This is a genomic window from Clostridium fallax (assembly GCF_900129365.1).
Taxonomy (GTDB): Bacteria; Bacillota; Clostridia; order Clostridiales; family Clostridiaceae; genus Clostridium_AH; species Clostridium_AH fallax.
Map to the genome: position 1 here is coordinate 1 of NZ_FQVM01000025.1, position 20,902 is coordinate 20,902.

A 20,902-nucleotide genomic window follows, 5' to 3' on the forward strand; every position below is an offset into this window, starting at 1 on the left:
CTAAAGATTAGTATATAGAAGATTAGTTTAAAAAATATTGAAGGGTGTAAAAGATTAATTATCTTTTATACCTTTTAATTTTTCAAACTTTTTATAGGAGGATAAAATTTTGGGTAAACGTATATTAAAAAGATTTTGGATTTCGCTATTAGTGTTTTTTGGAATATCTATTATTGTATTTATCTTTGTTCATAGTCAGCCAGGCAATCCATATATACAAATGATTAATCCTAATGTACCAGCGGAGCAGACAGAGGAAATGTTAAAAAAATTAGGGTATTATGATTCTTTACCAGTTAAATATATGAAATGGTCTAGTAGAGCTATAAAAGGTGATTTAGGATATTCAATACAATATAAAGAACCAGTTATTAATGTAATAAATAAAAGAATGGGAAATACAGTTCTTTTATCCTCAGTAGCTTTAATATTAAGTGTAAGTATAGCAATTCCTTTAGGAGTAATATCTGCTATGAAGAAGGAAAAAACTATAGATTATTTGATAACAATATTATCTTTTATTGGAATATCTATACCTTCTTTCTTTTTTGGTATGCTTCTTATAAAGCTTTTAGCCTTTGATCTTAAGATATTTCCTATATCAGGTATGAAAACTCCAGGAGAAAATTATATAGGAATTAAAGCTTTTTTTGATGTATTAAAACATATGATTATGCCAGTTATAGTTCTTGCTCTTATGAATACAGCCTCACTTATGAGATATACAAGATCATCTATGCTAGAGAATATGAGTAAGGATTTTATACAAACTGCAAGAGCTAAAGGTATGACAAAGAAAAAAGCTATTATGACTCATGGATTTAAAAATTCTTTAATACCTATAATAACAATTCTTTGTTTAGAGATACCAGGAATATTTTCAGGAGCATTAATAACAGAAACTATATTTGTATGGCCAGGAATTGGAAGATTAAATTATGAAGCTGTGTTAAATAGAGATTATCCATTAATAATGGGTATACTTATGATTATAGCTATAGTTATATTATGTTCTAATATTTTAGCTGATTTACTCTATTCTTTAGTAGATCCTAGAATAAGATATAGTAAAAATAATTAGAGGAGATATATTATGAAAAATAAAAATATGGCTTGGATTAAATTTAAAAAGAACAAACTTGCCTTATTTGGCTCTTTAATATTAATAATACTTATTATATTTTCCTTATTAGCTTCATTTATAACTAAGGTAGATATAAATAAAGTAGACCTATCTAATATATCTTCACCTCCAAGTGGAGAGCATATATTAGGTACTGATGAAATGGGAAGAGATATATTTTCAAGGCTTATATATGGAGGAAGAGTTTCTTTATTAGTAGGAGTTATGGCAACATTTATTCAGGTTACAATAGGTGTTACATTAGGAGCTATTGCAGGATACTTTGGTGGAGCAGTAGATTTTATAATAATGAGAATTGTAGATATATTTATGTGCTTTCCCTTTTTTGTTATAGCTATTACCTTAGCAGCTTTATTAGGTCCTAGTGTTTGGAATGTAATTCTTATAATAGGAGTATTGTCTTGGACAAGTATAGCTAGAATAGTAAGAGCAGAGATATTAAGTATTAGAGAAATGGAATACATAGAGGCTTCTAAGGCCATAGGATTAAATTGGAATGAAATAATAATAAGACATATAATTCCAAATGTAATTCCTTCTATTTTAGTTACAGCTACTCTTGCAATTGCAGGAGGAATATTAACAGAGTCTGCTTTAAGTTTTTTAGGCCTTGGAGTAAAACTTCCTAAACCTAGTTGGGGAAATATGCTATCTTCAGCTCAAAAAATGTCTACACTAAAAAATCAATGGTGGCAATGGGTACCTCCAGGCCTTTCAGTATTATTAACAGTTTTATCAATTAATTTTATTGGCGATGGATTAAGGGATGCATTAGATCCTAAGATAAAAGTTTAAGGATGTGATAGATTTTGGATAATATTTTAGAAGTTAAAAATTTAAATGTAAAGATTAAAAATTTAGATAAAGATATAAGTATTTTAGAAGATGTTAGCTTTTCCTTAAAAAGAGGCAAAATTACTGCTCTTGTAGGAGAATCTGGAAGTGGGAAAACTATTACAGCCTTATCAATAACTAAACTTTTAAAGGATAACTTTAAGGTAGAAGGAAAAATTTTATATGAAGGAAAGTGTATATCAAGCCTTAAAGAAGAAGAGATTTGTAAAATAAGAGGAAAAGATATATCTTTAATATTTCAAGATCCTATGACAGCATTAAATCCTATAATGACTGTAGGAGAACAAATAGAGGAAGTTTTTACTCTTCATTTTAATGATATGAATAAAAAGGATAAAAAGAAAAAAGTCTTAGAAGTATTAAAGCTTGTTAAAATACCTAATGTAGAAGAGGTAGCAAATTTATATCCTTTTCAATTGAGTGGAGGATTAAGGCAAAGAGTTATGATTGCTTTAGGAATATGCTGTAATCCTAAAATTATAATTGCTGATGAACCAACCACCGCTTTAGATGTAACTATACAAATGGAGATATTAGACCTTTTAAAAGAACTTACTTTAAAACTAGATGCTACAGTGCTTATAATAACCCATGATTTAGGAGTGGTAGCAGAAATATGTGATGAAGTTATAGTTATGTATTTAGGAAGAATTATTGAAAATAGTGATATAGTAGAGTTTTTTAATAATAATTTTCATCCGTATTCTAAAGGTCTTATTAAGTCTAATCCTTATAATATTAAAAATAATAGGTTTTTTACAATTAAAGGTACCGTTCCTAGAATTGATTTTAAGCCTTTAGGATGTAAGTTTAATACAAGATGTGATTTTGCTATGGAAAAGTGTAAAGGTGAAGAACCAGAGCTAATAAAAATAAAAGAAAATCACTTTGTAAGATGTTGGTTAAGTTTAAAAGAAAGCTAGGTGAATTTAATTGAAGAATTCTTTAGATAAAGATTATATATTAGAAGTTAATAATTTAAAAAAATATTTTTCTATGAATACTAGCTTTTTTAATAGAAATAAAAAATACTTAAAGGCTATTGATGATGTTTCCTTTAAAATAGAAAGAGGAAAAATAATGGCTTTAGTAGGAGAATCAGGTTGTGGAAAATCTACTACAGGAAAAGTTATTTTAAATTTAATTAAAGGAACTGGCGGAGAAGTAATTTTTGATAAAAAAGTATTATTCAATATAGAAAAAAAAGAAAAAGTAAGTAAAAAAGAAATTACAAGTATAAGAAAAAATATGCAAATAATTTTTCAAGATCCTTATGGAAGTTTAGATCCAAGGAAAAATATTAATTACATAGTTTCAGAAGGACTTATAAAACATAAATTAGTAAATAATAAAATGCAGTGTGAAAAGGTAGTTAAAGAGTATTTAAACTACTGTGGAATAAATGATGATGTTTTAGATAGATATCCTCATGAATTTAGTGGAGGACAAAGGCAAAGAATTGGAATTGCAAGAGCATTGGTTTTAAAACCTAAATTTATAGTTTGTGATGAGCCAACGGCAGCTTTAGATGTTTCAGTTCAATCTCAAATTTTAAATTTGATGTTACATTTAAAGGATAAATTTAAGTTAACCTATTTATTTATTTCTCATAACCTAAATGTTGTTAAGAATTTTTCAGATTATATAGGGGTTATGTATTTAGGAATTATTGTAGAAAAGGGAAAAACTAAAGACATATTTGAAAATCCTCTTCATCCATATACAAAGGCATTAATATCATCTATACCTAAAAGCCATCCCTTAGAAAAGAGGGAAAGAATTTTATTAAAGGGAGAGATACCTACAGGTAGTTCTATTCCAGAAGGTTGTAGATTTCATACAAGATGTCCTTATGCTAAGGATATATGCAAAAACGAAGCTCCTATCTTTAAAGAAGTTAATAGAGAACATTTTGTATGCTGTCACTTTGTATAAATATATAATTTTAAGTGATATTAGAAAAAATAATAAGTATATATTATAAAGAAACCTTTTATTAATGAAATAAAAATTTAGGGAGAATTCTTGTGAGTGTAAGTGGTAACTTATTTAATTTTACTCCTTTACTTATGAATAAAAATTTAATGCTTGAATTATTTTCAGTTAATGGAGCATTTTTATCAGATACTTTAAGTATAAGGTATTCTTTAGAATGCTCAGATGAAAGAAGAGCAGCTATTGAAAAACAATTGGATAAAGATATTCACGATTGCTTAAAAATATGTGATGATTTTACTGGAGAAAGGTTAAACAGAGAGGTAACAGTAAAAGAAGTTACTCTTTCTAGAACTATTACTCTATTTTCTATATTTTTTAATTTAAGAAATCAATTAGAGAATGAAAAAAAATTAGTGATTATAGATAAAAAAAATTATGAATTTAATAAGATTAGGGAAGGAGATATAGTTGAACTAGAAGGAGTTATTATGGAAAATCAACCTATAACAACCTTGAAACTTTTAATTAATATACTAGAAAATATAGATAAAGATTTTATAAAAGCAAGATTTAAGGAGTTAAAAACTATAATAAATTATGATATTTTACTTAATAGTTTAAAAATGTGTTATGAAAAATGTACAGAATATAATACTAGGGATTTAATTTTAAATTTAAACAATAAAGAGGTTGTTTTAACAGCTAATATGGATCATCTAATAGATAATCATCCTTACGATATATTAAGAGGTAGGTGTAGAATTTTAGCAAAGTCTATTAGGGTAATAAGAGAAGAAGAGGAGATAAATTTATTTAGAAGAACTGGAATGGTAGAGTATTATAATAGCTTTTTTAAGAATATAGAAGGTCATTTAAATATAATAAGAGAAAATGGAATTGTAATACCTAAAATAAACCCTGTTATTAAGGGGCCAACTATACAGGTTGTTCCTATTGCTGTTTATCTATAAAAATAAAAGCTTATAGCTTTTATTTTTATAGTTTTTTAAAGGATTATAGAAACTTCTCCAGATATTAATTTAATTTTTTCTAATGTAGATTTTTCTATTAAAAGAGAACCATCGTCACAAATATCTAAAACTTTACCTTTGAACACCGAATTATTATATATGTATTTTATATTTTCTCCAATTATAAGAGAATTATTTCTACATATATTTAGAAAATTAATATTATTATTTAGTTTAAAATTTTCATATCTTAATTCTAAATCATTTAAAAAGAAAGCTATAAATTCTTCACGATTTAAATCTATACCTGTTTCTATTTTTATAGAAGAGGCTTTATTTATTAAATCAGGAGATATATCAGATATATCTAAAGATATATTAACTCCTATACCTAGTATTATATGACCTTTATTTTCATTATCAAAAACTTGTTCTATTAATATTCCAGAGATTTTTTTATTATTTAGATAAATGTCATTAGGCCATTTTATCTTCGTATGTATGTTATATTTTTTAAAAGTACTATGTATAGATGCAGCAATAAGGTGAGGAAGAAGCATTAATTTATTTAAAGATAAATCATTATCTAAAATAAGAGACATATAAATTCCTTTACCTTCAACAGAAAGCCACGGCTTTTCTTGTCTTCCTCTTCCCATAGTTTGTTTTTCAGAGATTATTAAGGTTCCACTATAAGAACCTTCTTTACATATTTTTTTTCCGTAGGTATTTGTAGAATCTATTAAATTAAAGGTTAATATGTTATTTCCAAATAAACTAGTCTTTAGATGTTTTTTTATTAAGTTTTTATCCATAAAAAAATCCTTTCAAATTTTTAAAAAGTTAAGTAGTTTTATATAAAAAAGATGCTATCATAAAAATTATTAATGATACCATCTTAAAATACTAATTTTTATATCTATTTATTATAATTGATATTAATAAGGTTGCAACAGAAGTTATAGCAATGGTACCACCTGGGGCAGTATTAAAAACATATGAGGTTATAAGTCCTAAAAGTATATCAATAAAACCAATAATCATAGAAATTATTAAAGTCTTTGAAAAGCCTTTTTTAAACTGCATAGCAGCAGCTACAGGAACTACTATTATTGATGATATTACAAGAATCCCCATAACTCTTATTGAAACAGAAATTGTAGCACCTACTATTAATGTAAAGATATAATTTATAAGTTTTACATTAATGCCAGAAACCTTAGCACCTTCCTCATCAAAGGTAGTGTATATAAGTTTTTTGTAAAGGAATCCTATTAATATAAAGCAAATAATACTTACAATAAATATTATTAGTAAATCTTCATTTGATACTGTTAATATGCTACCAAAAAGATATGAATTTACTTTAGCATTAGTTTTACCACTACTTACTAATATAATAGCAATACCTAAACTTAAAGTTAAAATAATTGACATAACAAGTTCTGCATATCTTTTAAAATAGTTTCTTAAAAGTTCAATAACTACAGCACATAAGGATGTAAATATAAAAGCTGTAATTAGAGGATTATATCCTAAAACTAAACCGATTGCTACTCCTGCAAAGGAAGAGTGAGATAAAGTATCTCCAATCATAGAATATCTTTTAAGAACTAAAAATAATCCTATACATGGACATAGAAGGGAGATTATAAGTCCTGCCAAAAAGGCATTTTGCATAAATTCAAGCTGAAACATACTGAAAAACATACTAAATCTCCTCTCTAGTTAAAAAGATATTATTTTTATTAATAAGATTTTTATATTCTTCTACTGTATAAAATTTAGCATCCCCTTCAAAAAGTTCTAATATATGAGTAGAGTATTCTAATGCCATTTTTAAATTATGTTCTACAGATAAAATAGTTATATTTAAAGTTTCATTTAAATTTTTTATAAGAGAATATATTTCTTTTTGTGATTTATGATCTACCCCTGTACTTAATTCATCTAGTATTAAAAGGTCAGGACAACCCATAAGAGCCCTGGCTATAAATATTTTTTGTTGTTGCCCTCCAGATAAGCTACCTATAAGATTATTTTTAAAGTTTTCCATTTTTACTTGAGATAGAGCTTTATCTATTATGCTCTTATCTTTTAACTTTAAAACAGAAGCATGACAGCTTAAAACTTCTTTTACTGTAATGGAAAATTGAGAATTAAAACTATCAACTTTTTGAGGTACATATCCTATTTTATTATAGTCTAAATCTATAGAACCTAAACATGGTTTTAATTGATTTAATATTAATTTTACTAGTGTAGTTTTACAACTACCATTAGGTCCTATAATAGAAACGTAAGCCCCCTTAGGTATGTTTATTGAAACATTATCTAAAGCATAAGGAGGCTTTGAATTATAGGAAAAACATAGATTATTTATTTTAATCAAAATTATCAACTCCTAGTTTAATTTACTTATATATTATATATGGAAATGCAAATTATTTGCAAGAACTAGGATTAATAAATAATATTTATATTAATTTTAAGTGAATATTTAACTTTCCAGTAAAGTGACATCTTCAAGTGTCCATTTATCTGATTTGTTTTTCTCAAAATAAGCTTTATACATAGTTTTAGGATGAGGTGCTTTTGGATGCATTCCAGTAACTTCTACTACAGCAGAATTACCGTCAGAAAAAACTAAGTTCATAGCTTGTACATCCAATACCTTGCTGTTATTAAAAGGGTAAGTTGTCATATAATATTCTGTTGCATAATAAAGGTCTTTACATTTAGAATTAACATATATTAATCTAATACTAATGATAAAAGTAATAACAAAAATAATAGCACTTGTATAAGTTATTATTCTTCGTCTTTTCATAATTTTAGAGCGTCTACTTCTTGTCATTCTCATTTTTTTAGACATAAAATCACCTCCTAAAAATATAATACCAAATTATGGAAAAACATTAAACTATTTTTATAGATTTAATGAGAATAATTTTATCTATATTACCTAAAAAAATAATATGAGGTATAATATTAAAAAATAGTATATAATAAAATCCTATTTAACAATAATAAATATTTATTTATAAGAATAAAATAAAAAGAAAGAAGGGATTATAAGATGGATTTTTCATCATTAGTTTTAATGGAAAGAGATAAAGAAGGAAAGTTTATTAAAGAAGTTGGAAGCTATGCTGTGGGAGATGGAGCGGATTATGTAACAAAATTATTTTTAGTTGATGGTGAAGTGAATTTTTCCTTTGATACTAAAAGAGATGTGGAAGAGTGGGAATATTCAGCGATATTTGATCTTTTTAATGAAGATGCTTTTAAAGATTTAGGATATATAATAGAAGAAGACGATGATAAATATAATCCGACATGGATAGTTAAATTTAAATTTGATGATGATCATGAAGAAATGAAAGCTATTATTAATGAACTATGTAATTTGGTAAAAGAAAATATGGAAAAGGTTTTTAAGGATATAAAAGACAAAGAAGAAGAATACCAAGATTAATATTAAAGTGTTATACTTATATATAGAAATTAAAGTATAATTTTCAAAAAATAGGTTAAAGGTAGGAGGGCTATATAAATGGAAAAGGTGAAAAAACTTAGAACAAGAGATGAAATACCACAAAGGGATAAGTGGCAAGTAGAAAAAATTTATGAGAATGTAGATCAATGGAATAATGACTTTGAAGATTTAAAAAAAGAAGCTTTAAATCTTAAAGATTTTCAAGGTAAATTAAATAATAGTAAAACTATATTAGATTATTTAAGTCTATCTGAAAAAGTAGAAAGAAAAGCAGAAAAATTAATGGTATATGCTCATTTAAGATCTGATGAAGATACAGCTAATGTAGAATTTCAAGTTTTAAAAAATAAAATTGATGGATATTTAGCTGAACTTGGTAGTTATACTGCATTTTTTGTTCCAGAGATTTTGTCATTAAAAGATGGTACTATAGAAGAATTTATAAAAGAAGAGCCCAAACTTTTAGATTATAAATTTTTCTTTGAAGATATACTTAAAGAAAAGCCACATATTCTTTCAAAAGAAATGGAAGAGCTTATGGCATCTGTTTCCGACTGTTTATCAGCACCTCAAAATATATATGGCATTTTAACTAATGCAGAAATGAATTTTAAGAGCATAAAGAATGAAAATGGGGAAGAGGTAGAATTAACAGAAGGTAATTATAATAATTACATAAAAAATAAAAATAGAGAAGTAAGAAAAGAAGCTTTCCAATCATTATTTGGAGAATATAAAAAGTTTGAAAATACTATAGCGACATCTTTAACATCATCAATTAAGAATTTTATATTTAATAGTAAAACAAGAAAATATAAAAATTCTTTAGATGCTTCCTTAAGTCCTAATAATATACCTACAGAAGTTTACTATAATGCTATAGAAACAATAGATAAAAAATTACCTTCACTTCATAGATATGTTGATATAAAGAAAAAGCTTTTAGGATTAGATGAAATTCATATGTATGATTTATATGTACCTGTAGTAGAAATAGAAAAAGAAGATATAGCTTTTCCTAAAGCTGTAGAGATGGTAGAAGAAGGACTAAGACCTTTAGGAGATGAATATATAAGCCTATTTAAAAAGGGAATTAATAATGGATGGATAGATATTTATGAGAATAAAGGAAAAAGAGGCGGAGCATATTCTTGGGGATGCTATGATACAATGCCTTATGTTCTTTTAAATTATAATTATGAATTAAATGATGTGTCTACTTTAGCTCATGAAATGGGTCACTCAATACATTCATATTATTCAAAAGAAAATCAACCATTTCATTATTCTCAATACACTTTGTTCTGTGCAGAGGTAGCATCAACTACGAATGAAATACTTTTAATACATCACCTAATAGAAAAAGAAAAAGATGATAAGAAAAAGTTATTTTTAATAAATCAGGAGTTAGAGCAAATCAGAACAACAGTATTTAGACAATTAATGTTTGCAGAGTTTGAACTTATAACTCATGAAAAAATAGAAGGAGGAACTCCTCTATCTTCAAAGGATTTAGATAATATTTGGCATGACTTAAATGTTAAGTTCTTTGGAAAAGATATAATTATAGATTCTGAAATAGATGTAGAGTGGGCAAGAATACCACATTTTTATAGAGATTTTTATGTTTATCAATATGCAACAGGATATTCAGCAGCATCAGCTTTTGCAAATTCTATATTAGATAAAAAGGAAAATGCTGTTGAAAAATATAAAGGATTCTTAAAGGCAGGAGGTTCTAACTACCCAATAGATATATTAAAAAATGCTGGAGTAGATATGACAACATCAAAGCCTTTAGAAGCTACAATTAATAGATTTGATGAATTATTAGATATGCTTGAAAAAATTATAAAATAATATTTTAGGTAAGGTAAAAGTAAAAAAGGTAGTTTTATGAAAATAAATGAAGAAACTATATTTAATTATCTCATAAAAAAATATGGATTTGTTATTGAAGAATTTTATGTAAAAGAAAATGGAGAAAAAAATTTTATAGCATTAAATTATAGTAATAAAGGAATATATGGAGTTATATTTTCTTTAGATAGTAATAAAAAGTTATTAGGAAAAAATGCTTATGATTTTTTGATAAAAAAGGGAAAGAATTTTGCTTTAAATAATATTATTATTTCAAAGGAAGATTCTATAAGAGAAAATAGCAATTTTTATAATTCACTATATTTTGATAAAGAAAATTTAAAAATTATAAGCTATGATGTAGGTTGTGAATTTTTAGTGGAAGTAATAAGTTCTTTATTAAATAGTAAACTAAGTAGAAAAGTATCGCCTTTTAAATTACCATCTAAAGTAACTACTATATTAATATCAATTAATATCTTAGTATTTATAATAAGTGTATTAATGTCTGGAAACTTTATAGACATTGATATTGGTACTTTAGTAAAGCTTGGAGCTAAAGTAAATCCTTTAATAGATAATGGCCAATATTATAGACTTATAACAGCTATGTTTTTACATGGAGGAATTATGCATTTATTATTTAATATGTATGCACTATATTCCCTAGGAAATATAGTAGAGCAAGTTTATGGCGAAAAACAATACTTAATAATATATTTTGTATCTGGAATAATTTCATCATATACTAGCTATTTATTATCTCCATCTATTTCAGTAGGTGCTTCAGGAGCTATCTTTGGATTATTGGGTGCTTGCTTGGTTCTTGCAGTAAATCAAAAAAATAGAATAGGAAAACAATTTTTTTGGGATATTTTAAGTGTTGTATTTTTAAATATAATAATAGGAATTTCAACACCTAATATAGATAATTTTGGTCACTTTGGAGGGCTCATTGGTGGAATATTAATAAGTTTAATATTAACTAAACTATTAATATTAAAAAAGTAATAAATAAAAATTGAATTTTATTATGAATACTTAAACTTAAGAAGGAGACTGTATATTTTCATACAGTCTCTTTTAATTTTTATAAAAATTTTATTAATTTCTCTTGAAAGTTCCTTTGTTTCCTTTTACTTTAATTTGCAATTCTAATAGGGTATACTTAAGTATATGAGTTATCTAAATATTGGAGGGGAAGTTATGAATATATCAGAGATTAAAGTTAAATTATGTGGAAATGACATTATTTCTATTATAAATGACTTTGTTAAAGTAGATGGACTAAAAATAAAAGATGTTGAAATAACAGAATACATAAACTTAAAAGGAGAATTTAAAAAGATTATAACTGTTCCTTTTCAAGTAGAAACAGAACTTTTAGGTATGCAAGATAACAAGCTTTTATTAAAATTAAAAAAAATAAAATTAATGAAGCTTGGAATATTTAAATTTATAAAAGCAATAGCTTTAAAATTAGCCTTAAAAAATTTAAAGGATTCAGGAATAGCATCTAAAAGTGATTGTATTGAAGTAGACATAAACAAAATATTAGAAAAATTACCTTTTTTAAAATTTAATTTAAATTCTATTTCCTGTGAAAATGGATTTTTAGATGTAAGAGTAGAAGAAATAGACTTTGACTTTGGACGAATAGGGGAAAAGGTAGAAAAAGTAGAAGAAAAGGAAGAAGATAAAGAAGAAATTGATATAAAAAATATTAAGGTACATAAAGTTTCTGATTATTATACAGAAGGAAGATGTTATACTAAAGCTATGTTACCTAAGAAAGCTCAAAAGTATTCAGATTACATATTTATTATTCCAGATATATTAGCACTTATATTTAGATTATTAGGCGATAATAGAGTGGATACAAAAACAAAAGCAGCAATTATAGGATCTTTTACATATATAACCTTCCCATTAGATATATTACCAGATAAGATTCCTTTTATAGGTAGAATAGATGATATGGGAGTAATTTTCTTTGTTTTAAATAGAATAGTTAATGATGTACCAATAGAGGTTATATTAGAGAACTGGCAAGGAAAAAATGAATTTGTTATAGTATTAAAGCAAGCAATAGAATACTTAACTAAATTTACAGTAGCAGGTAATGTGGACAAGGTTTATGCTGTTATTGAAGATTTAGTAACAGAATAAAAATTAATATGTTTTAGTGAAGAATTTTTATGTTAATATGTGGTAAAATTTTCAATGTGATTAAATTACAATAAGGAGCAATATAATATGGGAAAAAAAGTTTATGCTATAAAAGAAGGTTTTGATTTTAATACTAATGAAAAAATTGAAAATAAAATCGTTAGTACATGGTCAGAATGCTTAAAGTATGTAAAAGGAGTAAAGGGAGCAAAATATAAAAGTTTTGAGGATATAAATAAAGCAAAAGAATTTTTAGCAGAAGGAAGTAAGATGCTAAAAAAGGGAGTAGATGAGTATCCAAAGGATTGTTTAAATATATATGTTGATGGAAGTTATAATATAAAAACAAAAAAATATGCTTACGGATTAGTAGCAGTTAGAAATGATGTTATTGAATATATAGATAGTGGAGCATCAGAGGATACATCCCAAAGTAATATAAGACAGATAGCGGGAGAATTAGAGGCAGCCATTAAAGGTGTTCAGTATGCTTTAAGTAAAAAAGAAAAAAAAGTATTAATTTTTCATGATTATGAGGGTATTGCTCATCATGCCACTGGTTTTTGGGAAAGAAGAGAGGAATCTTCTATAAAATATTATAATAAAATGAATGAATTAATAAAACTAGGAATAGAAGTTATATTTGTTAAGGTAGATAGTCATACAGGAGAATTATTTAATGAACTTGCAGATGAAAAGTGCAAGGAAAAATTATTTATAGATTCTGATAAAGTTGTTGATAAGTGGTTAAATAATAATGTTTTATATGTAACTGATGATAAGATAAAAAAAGAGATATTAGAAATTACAAATAATAAAGAAGATAAGATTATAATAGTTAACCAAATAGATAAAAACAAAAATAATAAAATTGAAGAAAAAATAGATTTAGATATTAGTAAAAAGATTAATGAAATGGTTAAATCATTATCAAAGGAAAAACAGTTAAAGGTATTAGATTTTATTAAAAATATTACTTTAGAGTAAAATAATATAATAAAATATTTTAAATTATATAGTTTTTATTAATAAATATAAAATGTATTATAAATTTTTTAAATCTGCACAAACTAAAAATGTCTATTTAAATAAAGAATTAGAGGTGTTAAATATGTGTAGATATGTAAAAGGTATGGCTGCAGGAATGTTAGTAGGTGCAGCTATAGGAATGATGATGATGCCACAATTTGATAGAAGAACTAAAAGACAAATAAGAAAAATGGGCAAAAGAGCTATGAATATGGCAGGAGATGCCTATGGTAATATGATGAATTTTAGAAGATAGTATAAATAAAAAATTCATATTTTATCAAAAAGAAAAAGGCTATAATTTAGAATGTTCTAAATTATAGCTCTTTTTATAAACATTTTGATTAAAAAAATATATTAAAAATTTTAATATATTAAAAAATACATATATATTTTTTGAAAAAAGGATACAGGGAGAAAAATATAACTTTTATGTCGAATTTTAGTTATTTTTTAAATAAAACCTTAAAATCAAAGAACAATTGGCAAAAGAAGTACTATATTTTTTTTGTTTTATGATATAATTTATATAAATGAATAAATTATAAATTACAGCAAATATAAAAGAAGGAAGAGAGAGAGGCAATGGAGATTCTTTCATTAGGGGAAAAAATAAAAAGAAGAAGAAAAGGATTAAATATGACATTAAAGGATTTGGCAGGAGATAGAATAACTCCAGGTCAAATAAGTTTAGTTGAGTCAGGAAGATCTAATCCATCTATGGATTTATTAGAATACTTAGCTCAAACATTAAAAACTTCAGTAGAATATCTTATGGAATCCGAAGAAACTCAAGCTGAAAAAATTTGTTCTTATTACGAACAAGTAGCAGAGTCTTACATATTAGCGGAAGATATAGAAATTGCAGAAAGCTTTATAGAAAAAGCTCTTTATTATGCAGAAAAATATAATTTAGAGTATAGAAAAGCTAGAAATTTATTTTTAAGAGCAAAGGCATATAAAATTAAAAAAAATCTTGTTCCAGCTCAGCAATACTTTTTAGCTGCTAATGTTATATTTATGAAAAATAATAACTATGAAGAAATTGTAGATACTTTTTTAAATTTAGGAAAAATAACTTTAGATCTTAAAGCATATCATTCTGCAATTTCATATTTGCAACAGGCAGAGAAGGCTTATTGTAATCATGAAATAGGAAATGACTATGTATTAGGAAATATCTATTTTAACATGGCAAAAACTTATTTTAAACTTGAAGATTTCACTAATGCTATGAATTATGCTATTTTATCAAAAGAGAAGTTTGAACAAATATATGATAGAAAAAAATATGCAAAAAATTTATTATTGCTAGCAGAAGAGTTTAATCAAAATGGAGATTTAACTAATGCCATAAAATATTCAGCTAAATCTTTAGGCATTTATAAAGAAATAAATAATTTAGATAATATATCTAATATTGAGCATAATTTAGGAAGAATGTTTTATGAGTTTGAGAATATAGAAGAATCTTTTAAACATTTTGAGATTTCAAAAAGATTAAGATTAGAAAGAAGAGATACAAAACTTACAGAAACATTAACTCAAATATGTGAAAATTATATTCAGCTAAAAGATATTGCAAGCTGTAGCAAAGTGTTAGAAGAAATGGAAGAACATCTAAATGAAGGTGGATTAAAGGCTATAGTTGAATATAATTTGTTAAAATATAGATTATGTTTATTAAGAGAAAACTTTGTAGATGCTGAATCAATCTTAAAAGAAACATTAGAGCTTGCAAAGAATAATAAAGATTTAAATAAAGCGGGAGAAATTGCTATTATTTTAGGAAAGTTTTATTTAGAAAGAAGAAATGATAGTGAGGCTGCAAAATATTTAGATGAGGGTGTCTCTATATTTAAAGAATTAGGAACTATAAAAAACTAAAATAGTTACAGGTGATGGGAATGGAAATATTATCAACTGGGGAAAAAATAAAAAGAGCAAGAATATATAAGGGAATAACCTTAAAGGAATTATGTGAAGATAAAATATCAATATCAAAAATGAGCTGCATAGAAAATGGTAAAGTAAAGGCTGAACCATGGATAATAAATATAGTAGCTGAAAAATTAGATTTAGATGTAAAATATTTAAAACAAGATGTAAGAGAACAAATAGAAAAAAGTTTAGAAAAATCTCTAAACAATAAAGAAGACAAAAATTTTGAAGAAGATTTAAAAACTTATTTAAGTTATGCAAAGGATTATAAATACTATGATTTAGCCTTTGATATAATGCATGAATTATTTAGATTTTATTTAAGAGATGAGAAATATGATAAAGTTCAAGATATAATAACAGATTATTATTCTTTATATCAAAATTATTCTAAAGGGGCAGAAGAATACTTTAAGGATATGGCATATTATTTTTATAAAAGTAGAGAATATATAGAATCTATAACTTGTATAAATAGATTAAGGGAAGCTCTTAAGAATGATTTAAATACTGAATTAGACTGTGAATTGCTTTTTGCAGAAGGTATTTGTTATTATAGATTAGGATATGATGATGAAGCTTACTCAATAATTTTTAAGGCAAAAGAAAAAAGTGTAAATATAGATAATAAGCTTTTAAAAGGACAAATATTAGGAGCCTTTGCTGCTGTTATGATTGAAAAAGAGCAAAGAGGTGCTGAAAAATATATGGAAGAATCTGAAATCCTTTTAAAGGATAGGGCAAAAGCTAGATGCTATTTAAAAGAAACTTATGGAGATAAATATTTTAAGATAGGTAAAAAAGATATAGCAATAAAGGAAATTAGAGAAGCTTTAGATGAATTTCCACAAAATCAAGGGGCTGCTTATGGAGATTTCCTAAATAAATGTGTAGGAACATTAATTAAAAATCAAGAATTTGATTTGGCTCAGCACTATTCAGAAATGGCTTTAAATATAGCTATTAATTGTAATAATATAAAACTTATAGAAAAGGCATATTATTTAAAAGGATTAATTCTTCAAAAGAAAGGTATGTATCTGCAATCAGAAATGTATATGAATTTATCTTTAGATGCATTACTTAAGTTTGGAACTAAAGAAGAAAAATATGATAGATATTTAGAGATGGCTAATATGTATTATATATTAAATGAAACAAGAGAATCATTAAAATATTTTACATTAGCATTAAATTTAGAAAAAAGACTTTAATAAAAAAGGTTTCTTAAAATGAAAATTCATTTTAAGAAACCTTTTTTATATCTTTAAAATTAAGCTTTTATACACTCTTTTCTATAATTATTTTTATCTGAATATCTATATTCTTTTTCAAATTTTTGACTAAAGGCTTTTTTCATAAAGAATAAAGAAGTTATTGCAGATATCATATCAGATATAGGAAATGAAAGCCAAGCTCCCATAACTCCGAAGAAGTTAGTCATAATAAATACTAAAGGAATAAACACTAACATTTGTCTATAAATTGATAGCAAGAATGATTTTTTAGCTTCTCCAATAGCTTGATAATAATAAATAACTATATAATATAAACCAACTGCTGGAAGAACAGAAATACAAATTCTAAAAGCTTGTATTGCTTTAGAAAGTATTAAGGTATCTTTTAAGAAGAAACCTATAATTGGCTTTGTAAATACCATTAAAATAATCCAAAACCCTATAGAAGCTAAGGTTACAGTTAATATTGAAAGTTTTAATGTTTTTTTCATTTTTGTATAATTTTCACTACCGTAATTATAAGCTACAATTGGTTGCATTGCAGAACTTATACCAATTATAGTTATAAACATAAACATAGAAACCCTAGTTACTGCTCCGATTATTACTATAGCAGTGTCTCCACCTATAGATGATAATAAGTTATTTAATATTATTGCAACTACGGCATCTGAAATCTCTATTATAAATGTTGAAAAACCTACTGCTATTATTCCAAAGATTATTTTATAATTAAGCGATCTATAAAACATTGGTAATGTAAATTCAATTTCAAAAGACTTTTTAACTTTTCTAAATTCTATCATTGCAAAAATAAATGCAACAATTTGAGAAAATACAGTTGCTATAGCAGCACCACTAACGCCCCAACCTAAAATTGCAACTAAGAAAAAGTCTATAATTATGTTTGTTATTGCTCCAATTGAGTTAGAATATAAAGTGATTTTAGTATTACCTAAAGCTGTCATTATATAACAAGCAACTACTCCTAAGCATTGAAATATTCCACCTATTAAAATTATAGATACATATTTATTAGATAAAGGATATATTACAGAACTAGCTCCTAATGCTGTAATTATTGGTTTTTTAAAAATGAATACAGATAATGATATAAAGACTAAGATAACAAAGGTCATTGTTAAAGCATTCATTATAGTTTTAACTAAGCTCTTTTTATTTTGTTCCCCTAAGCTTCTAGCAACAAAGGTAGAAGCTCCTACGGCTATAAGAAGCCCTAAGGCTATTATAAATCTTTGAACTGGAAATGCTACTGTTAAAGCTGCAATAGCGTTTGGCCCTATATAACGTCCTACAAAGACTGTATCTACCATATTATAAAGTTCTGATACTAATAATGATATAATTGCAGGTATTGCAAATTTTAAAAGCACTCGTCCTATTTTGTTGTCCGTGAAAATTTTATTGTCCATTCCCATAAATTACACCTCTCATTTAAACAATTATTATATATAGATTTAAATTTTTTAATATAAAATTTCATTTTTTAATAATCAACCCTCTTTCTGAAATCTCCTATAATATTATTATACGGTAATTAGCATTTTTTTTAATTGCTTAAAGTGCTAGGATAAAGGTACTAATATGGGTTTTTAAAATCATTACAAAAAATGTAAAATAACAAAAAAACACCTTATTTAAGGTGTTTTGGTACTTCTTTTATTATTATTAATACAGCTCCATAACCATTTAGCTTACTTTGTATATTAAGAACAGTGCTTTTTTTAGTAAATTTAAAAGTTATGTTAGGAAAAGATGCTTTATGTAAAATTTCCTTTTCCTCTTTATTTAATCTAACAGGTCTTCCCATATTAACCCAGTAATTATAAGAAGAACCTATCTTTTCACTTATTTCATAGGTTATCATCCTTGTAGAATTTGGGATTCCTATAATATTTAGTGAAAATCTTTTAGATGGAGTTGCTTTTATAGCTCTTAACTTATTGAATTTATTAAATTCAATAAGCTTTTCAAAGTCATCATTATCATTATATAAAAGTATTTGATATTCAGAATCTTTTTTTGTTACTATATATCCTTTATCTTTTTCAATTAAGGTATCTCCTAACTTATTAATTAGATAATAGGCATAGTAAGAAGGTTTTTTAATTCCTCTATCATTTACAAGACCTGGATAACCAAAGAAAACTTCATTAGTAGGATTTTCCTGTTTATCTAAAACGTCAAATGCTTTTAAATAAGATAAATTATTATTTTTGTTAGCTTCATTATGAATTATGAAAGGTAACATATATGCTGTATCAAAGATAAGATTCATATCTTCCGAAGCATGGAAGTACTCATCAATTACTATAAGATTATAATGTTCTTCTATTAGGTTTTTAACTTCATTTCTAAAACTTTCTGTAAAGTTGTTTGAAAATTGAAATTTAAAATTATTGAAATTTAAAAGTTCTAAATTCATAAAGTAATCTAAAAATGAAGTTAAAATTTGAAGATAATTATTTTTATCAAAACCAGAATCATTTAAAACTATTAAAGGTTTTAAATTTAAGTCTTCTAAAAATTCTAATACTCCAAAGGCTCTATTCCAATTATAAAATTTAGCTTCCGGAAAAATCCCCATATCCCTAGAAAATAGATTAAAAAGCCTTGCGTATTCAAAGCCTATTTCGTATTGAAGTTCTTCTAAAATATCTTTATTATCTTCTATTAATAAATCAAAGGAATCTCCAACATTTATAACTTCTTTAAAGATCTTTTCAAAGGAACCTAAATTATTATCTACCTTTATATCAATTTTATTTATTCTATCATCATAGTTAAACCGATTATAATCCTCAAGATAATATAGAAGATATTCAAGACTTTCTTCTAAAGGATATAATTTTATTTGTTTTTGTTTTTCTAAAGTTTCATCATCTACTTTATATTTTTTCCTAAACTGAAGAGGAGTACATTTATAAAGGGACTTAAAGTGTTTATTAAAGTATCTGGTATGAGAAAATCCGATTTCTTCTGAAATTTCTGAAATAGTCTTATCACTATCTAAAAGAAGTTTTACAGACTCTTCAATCCTTGTTATGTTTATTAAATCTGTGAAGCTATATCCAGTTGCATATTTTATTTCATGAGATAAATAATGAGTACTTAAAAATTCTTTATTAGCTATATCTTTTAAAGTTATATTATTATTGTAATTATTATATATAAATTTAGATATTCTATGATATCTTTCTAATTGCTCCTCATTTTCCTTAAGTTCTTCTTTTTCGTAAGTTAAATAATTAAAATCATTTATTAAAAGATATAAAAGATCTACAAGGGTATTTTCAATCTCTTCATCATAATTATCTGGTTTTTGAACAGCTTCACAAAGAATTATACTAAGATAAGTTCTTAAATCATCATATTCCTCCGATTCTTGTTGTCCTGTTTCAGCAGTATAAAAAAACATATTTTCAATATCTGTATAATATTTTTCAAAAAAGTAAGGATCTATATAAAAAATAAGTACTTTATTATCACAATCATCTGACATAAGGCTATGACTTTCATTTACATTTATTATTTCTAATTCTCTTTCTTTTAGTTTAAAAATATCTGAGTCTATAGTAACGTTTATAGTTCCTTTAAGAACATAAATAATTTCTATAGCATTATGCCAATGTATAGGATAATTTTTTATATTTGTTAGGAAGATATTAACTGGTACATTTAATGGATAATTTATATATTCTTTCCTCAAAGAAATTCTCCTTTAACTATCTATTTGTAATTATTAGTAAGTACTACTTATCTATATTATACAAATACTATAAAATTTTTGAAAGTTTTACTTATTATAAATTATTTATAAAAAGGGATAGATAATTATCTATCCCTTTTAAGAACAAATTAACAACAAAATTTTAGAAAGGAAAAAATATATAAGATTTTATAAATAAAAGTTTATTTTCTATAAGTATTAATGTTCAACATAATTATTTATAGTATTTTCTGTTTGTCTTAAAGCATTTTCTACTGCTTCTAAAGAGCATTGAATATTTTTCCTATTCTCATCTTTTTCTACTGTTGACAGAGCATTTTTCAAGTCATTTTTAGCAGTTTGTAATTTTTCTATTGTACATTCAACATTTTGTCTTGCATTTTTCATTTTAAATCACCTTCCTTTTAATTTTTACAATAATATTATGTGCTTTTTCATATTATAAATTCATATAAAAAAATGGAATGTCAAATAAAATTTTTTGGATTTTGTTAACGAATTTTAAAT

Annotated in this window: 20 protein-coding genes; 13 read left to right on the forward strand and 7 right to left on the reverse strand. The window is 25.1% G+C overall.

Annotated features, from left to right (window positions below; genetic code table 11):
* Positions 1–109 precede the first annotated feature (109 nt).
* From BUA70_RS10450 to BUA70_RS10470, 5 genes are all read left to right on the forward strand, one after another.
* On the forward strand, positions 110–1,081 hold the full coding sequence (locus tag BUA70_RS10450; protein ID WP_072897089.1) for an ABC transporter permease: 972 nt from the start codon (positions 110–112) through the stop codon (positions 1,079–1,081).
* A gap of 12 nt (positions 1,082–1,093) precedes the next feature.
* On the forward strand, positions 1,094–1,939 hold the full coding sequence (gene opp4C, locus BUA70_RS10455; RefSeq protein WP_072897091.1) for an oligopeptide ABC transporter permease: 846 nt from the start codon (positions 1,094–1,096) through the stop codon (positions 1,937–1,939).
* A gap of 14 nt (positions 1,940–1,953) precedes the next feature.
* The gene (locus BUA70_RS10460; protein ID WP_200789773.1) at positions 1,954–2,922 is read left to right on the forward strand and encodes an ABC transporter ATP-binding protein; all 969 of its coding nucleotides are present in this window, start codon (positions 1,954–1,956) and stop codon (positions 2,920–2,922) included.
* A gap of 73 nt (positions 2,923–2,995) precedes the next feature.
* Positions 2,996–3,934 (forward strand): ABC transporter ATP-binding protein, encoded by a 939-nt coding sequence (locus BUA70_RS10465; RefSeq protein WP_072897143.1) that lies wholly within the window; start codon positions 2,996–2,998, stop codon positions 3,932–3,934.
* A gap of 92 nt (positions 3,935–4,026) precedes the next feature.
* Complete coding sequence (locus BUA70_RS10470) at positions 4,027–4,908, forward strand: DUF6414 family protein (RefSeq protein ID WP_072897095.1); 882 nt, start codon at positions 4,027–4,029, stop codon at positions 4,906–4,908.
* A 35-nt stretch (positions 4,909–4,943) separates the two neighbouring features.
* Here the strand turns inward: BUA70_RS10470 and BUA70_RS10475 are convergent, their stop codons facing one another.
* From BUA70_RS10475 to BUA70_RS10490, 4 genes are all read right to left on the reverse strand, one after another.
* Positions 4,944–5,723 (reverse strand): biotin--[acetyl-CoA-carboxylase] ligase, encoded by a 780-nt coding sequence (locus BUA70_RS10475; RefSeq protein ID WP_072897097.1) that lies wholly within the window; start codon positions 5,721–5,723, stop codon positions 4,944–4,946.
* 91 nt (positions 5,724–5,814) lie between these two features.
* Positions 5,815–6,606: a metal ABC transporter permease gene (locus BUA70_RS10480; RefSeq protein WP_072897145.1), complete on the reverse strand. Its 792-nt coding sequence runs from the start codon at positions 6,604–6,606 to the stop codon at positions 5,815–5,817.
* Between the two features lie 13 nt (positions 6,607–6,619).
* On the reverse strand, positions 6,620–7,300 hold the full coding sequence (locus BUA70_RS10485; RefSeq protein WP_072897099.1) for a metal ABC transporter ATP-binding protein: 681 nt from the start codon (positions 7,298–7,300) through the stop codon (positions 6,620–6,622).
* Between the two features lie 108 nt (positions 7,301–7,408).
* Positions 7,409–7,738, reverse strand: coding sequence for a hypothetical protein (locus tag BUA70_RS10490; protein WP_143762338.1), 330 nt, complete (start codon positions 7,736–7,738; stop codon positions 7,409–7,411).
* A gap of 249 nt (positions 7,739–7,987) precedes the next feature.
* Here BUA70_RS10490 and BUA70_RS10495 point away from each other — a divergent pair, with 249 nt between their 5' ends.
* The 8 genes from BUA70_RS10495 to BUA70_RS10525 all read left to right on the forward strand — a co-directional run bounded on the left by BUA70_RS10495 (position 7,988) and on the right by BUA70_RS10525 (position 16,620).
* On the forward strand, positions 7,988–8,386 hold the full coding sequence (locus BUA70_RS10495; RefSeq protein ID WP_072897101.1) for a DUF6762 family protein: 399 nt from the start codon (positions 7,988–7,990) through the stop codon (positions 8,384–8,386).
* A gap of 78 nt (positions 8,387–8,464) precedes the next feature.
* The gene (pepF, locus tag BUA70_RS10500; protein WP_072897104.1) at positions 8,465–10,267 is read left to right on the forward strand and encodes an oligoendopeptidase F; all 1,803 of its coding nucleotides are present in this window, start codon (positions 8,465–8,467) and stop codon (positions 10,265–10,267) included.
* Between the two features lie 36 nt (positions 10,268–10,303).
* The gene (locus BUA70_RS10505) at positions 10,304–11,278 is read left to right on the forward strand and encodes a rhomboid family intramembrane serine protease (protein ID WP_072897105.1); all 975 of its coding nucleotides are present in this window, start codon (positions 10,304–10,306) and stop codon (positions 11,276–11,278) included.
* A 195-nt stretch (positions 11,279–11,473) separates the two neighbouring features.
* The gene (locus tag BUA70_RS10510) at positions 11,474–12,436 is read left to right on the forward strand and encodes a YkvA family protein (RefSeq protein ID WP_072897107.1); all 963 of its coding nucleotides are present in this window, start codon (positions 11,474–11,476) and stop codon (positions 12,434–12,436) included.
* Positions 12,437–12,523: 87 nt separating this feature from the next.
* A complete protein-coding gene (locus BUA70_RS10515) occupies positions 12,524–13,423 on the forward strand; it encodes a ribonuclease H family protein (RefSeq protein WP_072897110.1) in 900 nt (299 codons plus the stop codon).
* 124 nt (positions 13,424–13,547) lie between these two features.
* Positions 13,548–13,721 carry a YtxH domain-containing protein gene (locus BUA70_RS12995; RefSeq protein WP_111944808.1) on the forward strand — a complete coding sequence of 58 codons (174 nt, stop codon included), beginning with the start codon at positions 13,548–13,550 and terminating at the stop codon, positions 13,719–13,721.
* A gap of 329 nt (positions 13,722–14,050) precedes the next feature.
* Positions 14,051–15,352 (forward strand): helix-turn-helix domain-containing protein, encoded by a 1,302-nt coding sequence (locus BUA70_RS10520; protein WP_072897111.1) that lies wholly within the window; start codon positions 14,051–14,053, stop codon positions 15,350–15,352.
* 20 nt (positions 15,353–15,372) lie between these two features.
* Positions 15,373–16,620 (forward strand): helix-turn-helix domain-containing protein, encoded by a 1,248-nt coding sequence (locus BUA70_RS10525; protein ID WP_072897114.1) that lies wholly within the window; start codon positions 15,373–15,375, stop codon positions 16,618–16,620.
* A gap of 59 nt (positions 16,621–16,679) precedes the next feature.
* Here the strand turns inward: BUA70_RS10525 and BUA70_RS10530 are convergent, their stop codons facing one another.
* The 3 genes from BUA70_RS10530 to BUA70_RS10540 all read right to left on the reverse strand — a co-directional run bounded on the left by BUA70_RS10530 (position 16,680) and on the right by BUA70_RS10540 (position 20,782).
* Positions 16,680–18,083 (reverse strand): MATE family efflux transporter, encoded by a 1,404-nt coding sequence (locus BUA70_RS10530; protein ID WP_072897116.1) that lies wholly within the window; start codon positions 18,081–18,083, stop codon positions 16,680–16,682.
* A 215-nt stretch (positions 18,084–18,298) separates the two neighbouring features.
* On the reverse strand, positions 18,299–20,374 hold the full coding sequence (locus BUA70_RS10535) for a helix-turn-helix domain-containing protein (protein ID WP_072897118.1): 2,076 nt from the start codon (positions 20,372–20,374) through the stop codon (positions 18,299–18,301).
* 219 nt (positions 20,375–20,593) lie between these two features.
* Positions 20,594–20,782, reverse strand: coding sequence for an EscE/YscE/SsaE family type III secretion system needle protein co-chaperone (locus tag BUA70_RS10540; protein WP_072897120.1), 189 nt, complete (start codon positions 20,780–20,782; stop codon positions 20,594–20,596).
* Positions 20,783–20,902: the final 120 nt, after the last annotated feature.

Bases quoted from the DNA above. Each gene is read 5' to 3' on its own strand.
- opp4C (WP_072897091.1), top strand. From the start codon at position 1,094: ATGAAAAATAAAAATATGGCTTGGATTAAATTTAAAAAGAACAAACTT.
- BUA70_RS10465 (WP_072897143.1), top strand. From the start codon at position 2,996: ATGAATACTAGCTTTTTTAATAGAAATAAAAAATACTTAAAGGCTATT.
- BUA70_RS10475 (WP_072897097.1), bottom strand. From the start codon at position 5,723: ATGGATAAAAACTTAATAAAAAAACATCTAAAGACTAGTTTATTTGGA.
- BUA70_RS10480 (WP_072897145.1), bottom strand. From the start codon at position 6,606: ATGTTTCAGCTTGAATTTATGCAAAATGCCTTTTTGGCAGGACTTATA.
- BUA70_RS10490 (WP_143762338.1), bottom strand. From the start codon at position 7,738: ATGAAAAGACGAAGAATAATAACTTATACAAGTGCTATTATTTTTGTT.
- BUA70_RS10495 (WP_072897101.1), top strand. From the start codon at position 7,988: ATGGATTTTTCATCATTAGTTTTAATGGAAAGAGATAAAGAAGGAAAG.
- pepF (WP_072897104.1), top strand. From the start codon at position 8,465: ATGGAAAAGGTGAAAAAACTTAGAACAAGAGATGAAATACCACAAAGG.
- BUA70_RS10505 (WP_072897105.1), top strand. From the start codon at position 10,304: ATGAAAATAAATGAAGAAACTATATTTAATTATCTCATAAAAAAATAT.
- BUA70_RS10510 (WP_072897107.1), top strand. From the start codon at position 11,474: ATGAATATATCAGAGATTAAAGTTAAATTATGTGGAAATGACATTATT.
- BUA70_RS10515 (WP_072897110.1), top strand. From the start codon at position 12,524: ATGGGAAAAAAAGTTTATGCTATAAAAGAAGGTTTTGATTTTAATACT.
- BUA70_RS12995 (WP_111944808.1), top strand. From the start codon at position 13,548: ATGTGTAGATATGTAAAAGGTATGGCTGCAGGAATGTTAGTAGGTGCA.
- BUA70_RS10520 (WP_072897111.1), top strand. From the start codon at position 14,051: ATGGAGATTCTTTCATTAGGGGAAAAAATAAAAAGAAGAAGAAAAGGA.
- BUA70_RS10525 (WP_072897114.1), top strand. From the start codon at position 15,373: ATGGAAATATTATCAACTGGGGAAAAAATAAAAAGAGCAAGAATATAT.
- BUA70_RS10530 (WP_072897116.1), bottom strand. From the start codon at position 18,083: ATGGGAATGGACAATAAAATTTTCACGGACAACAAAATAGGACGAGTG.
- BUA70_RS10540 (WP_072897120.1), bottom strand. From the start codon at position 20,782: ATGAAAAATGCAAGACAAAATGTTGAATGTACAATAGAAAAATTACAA.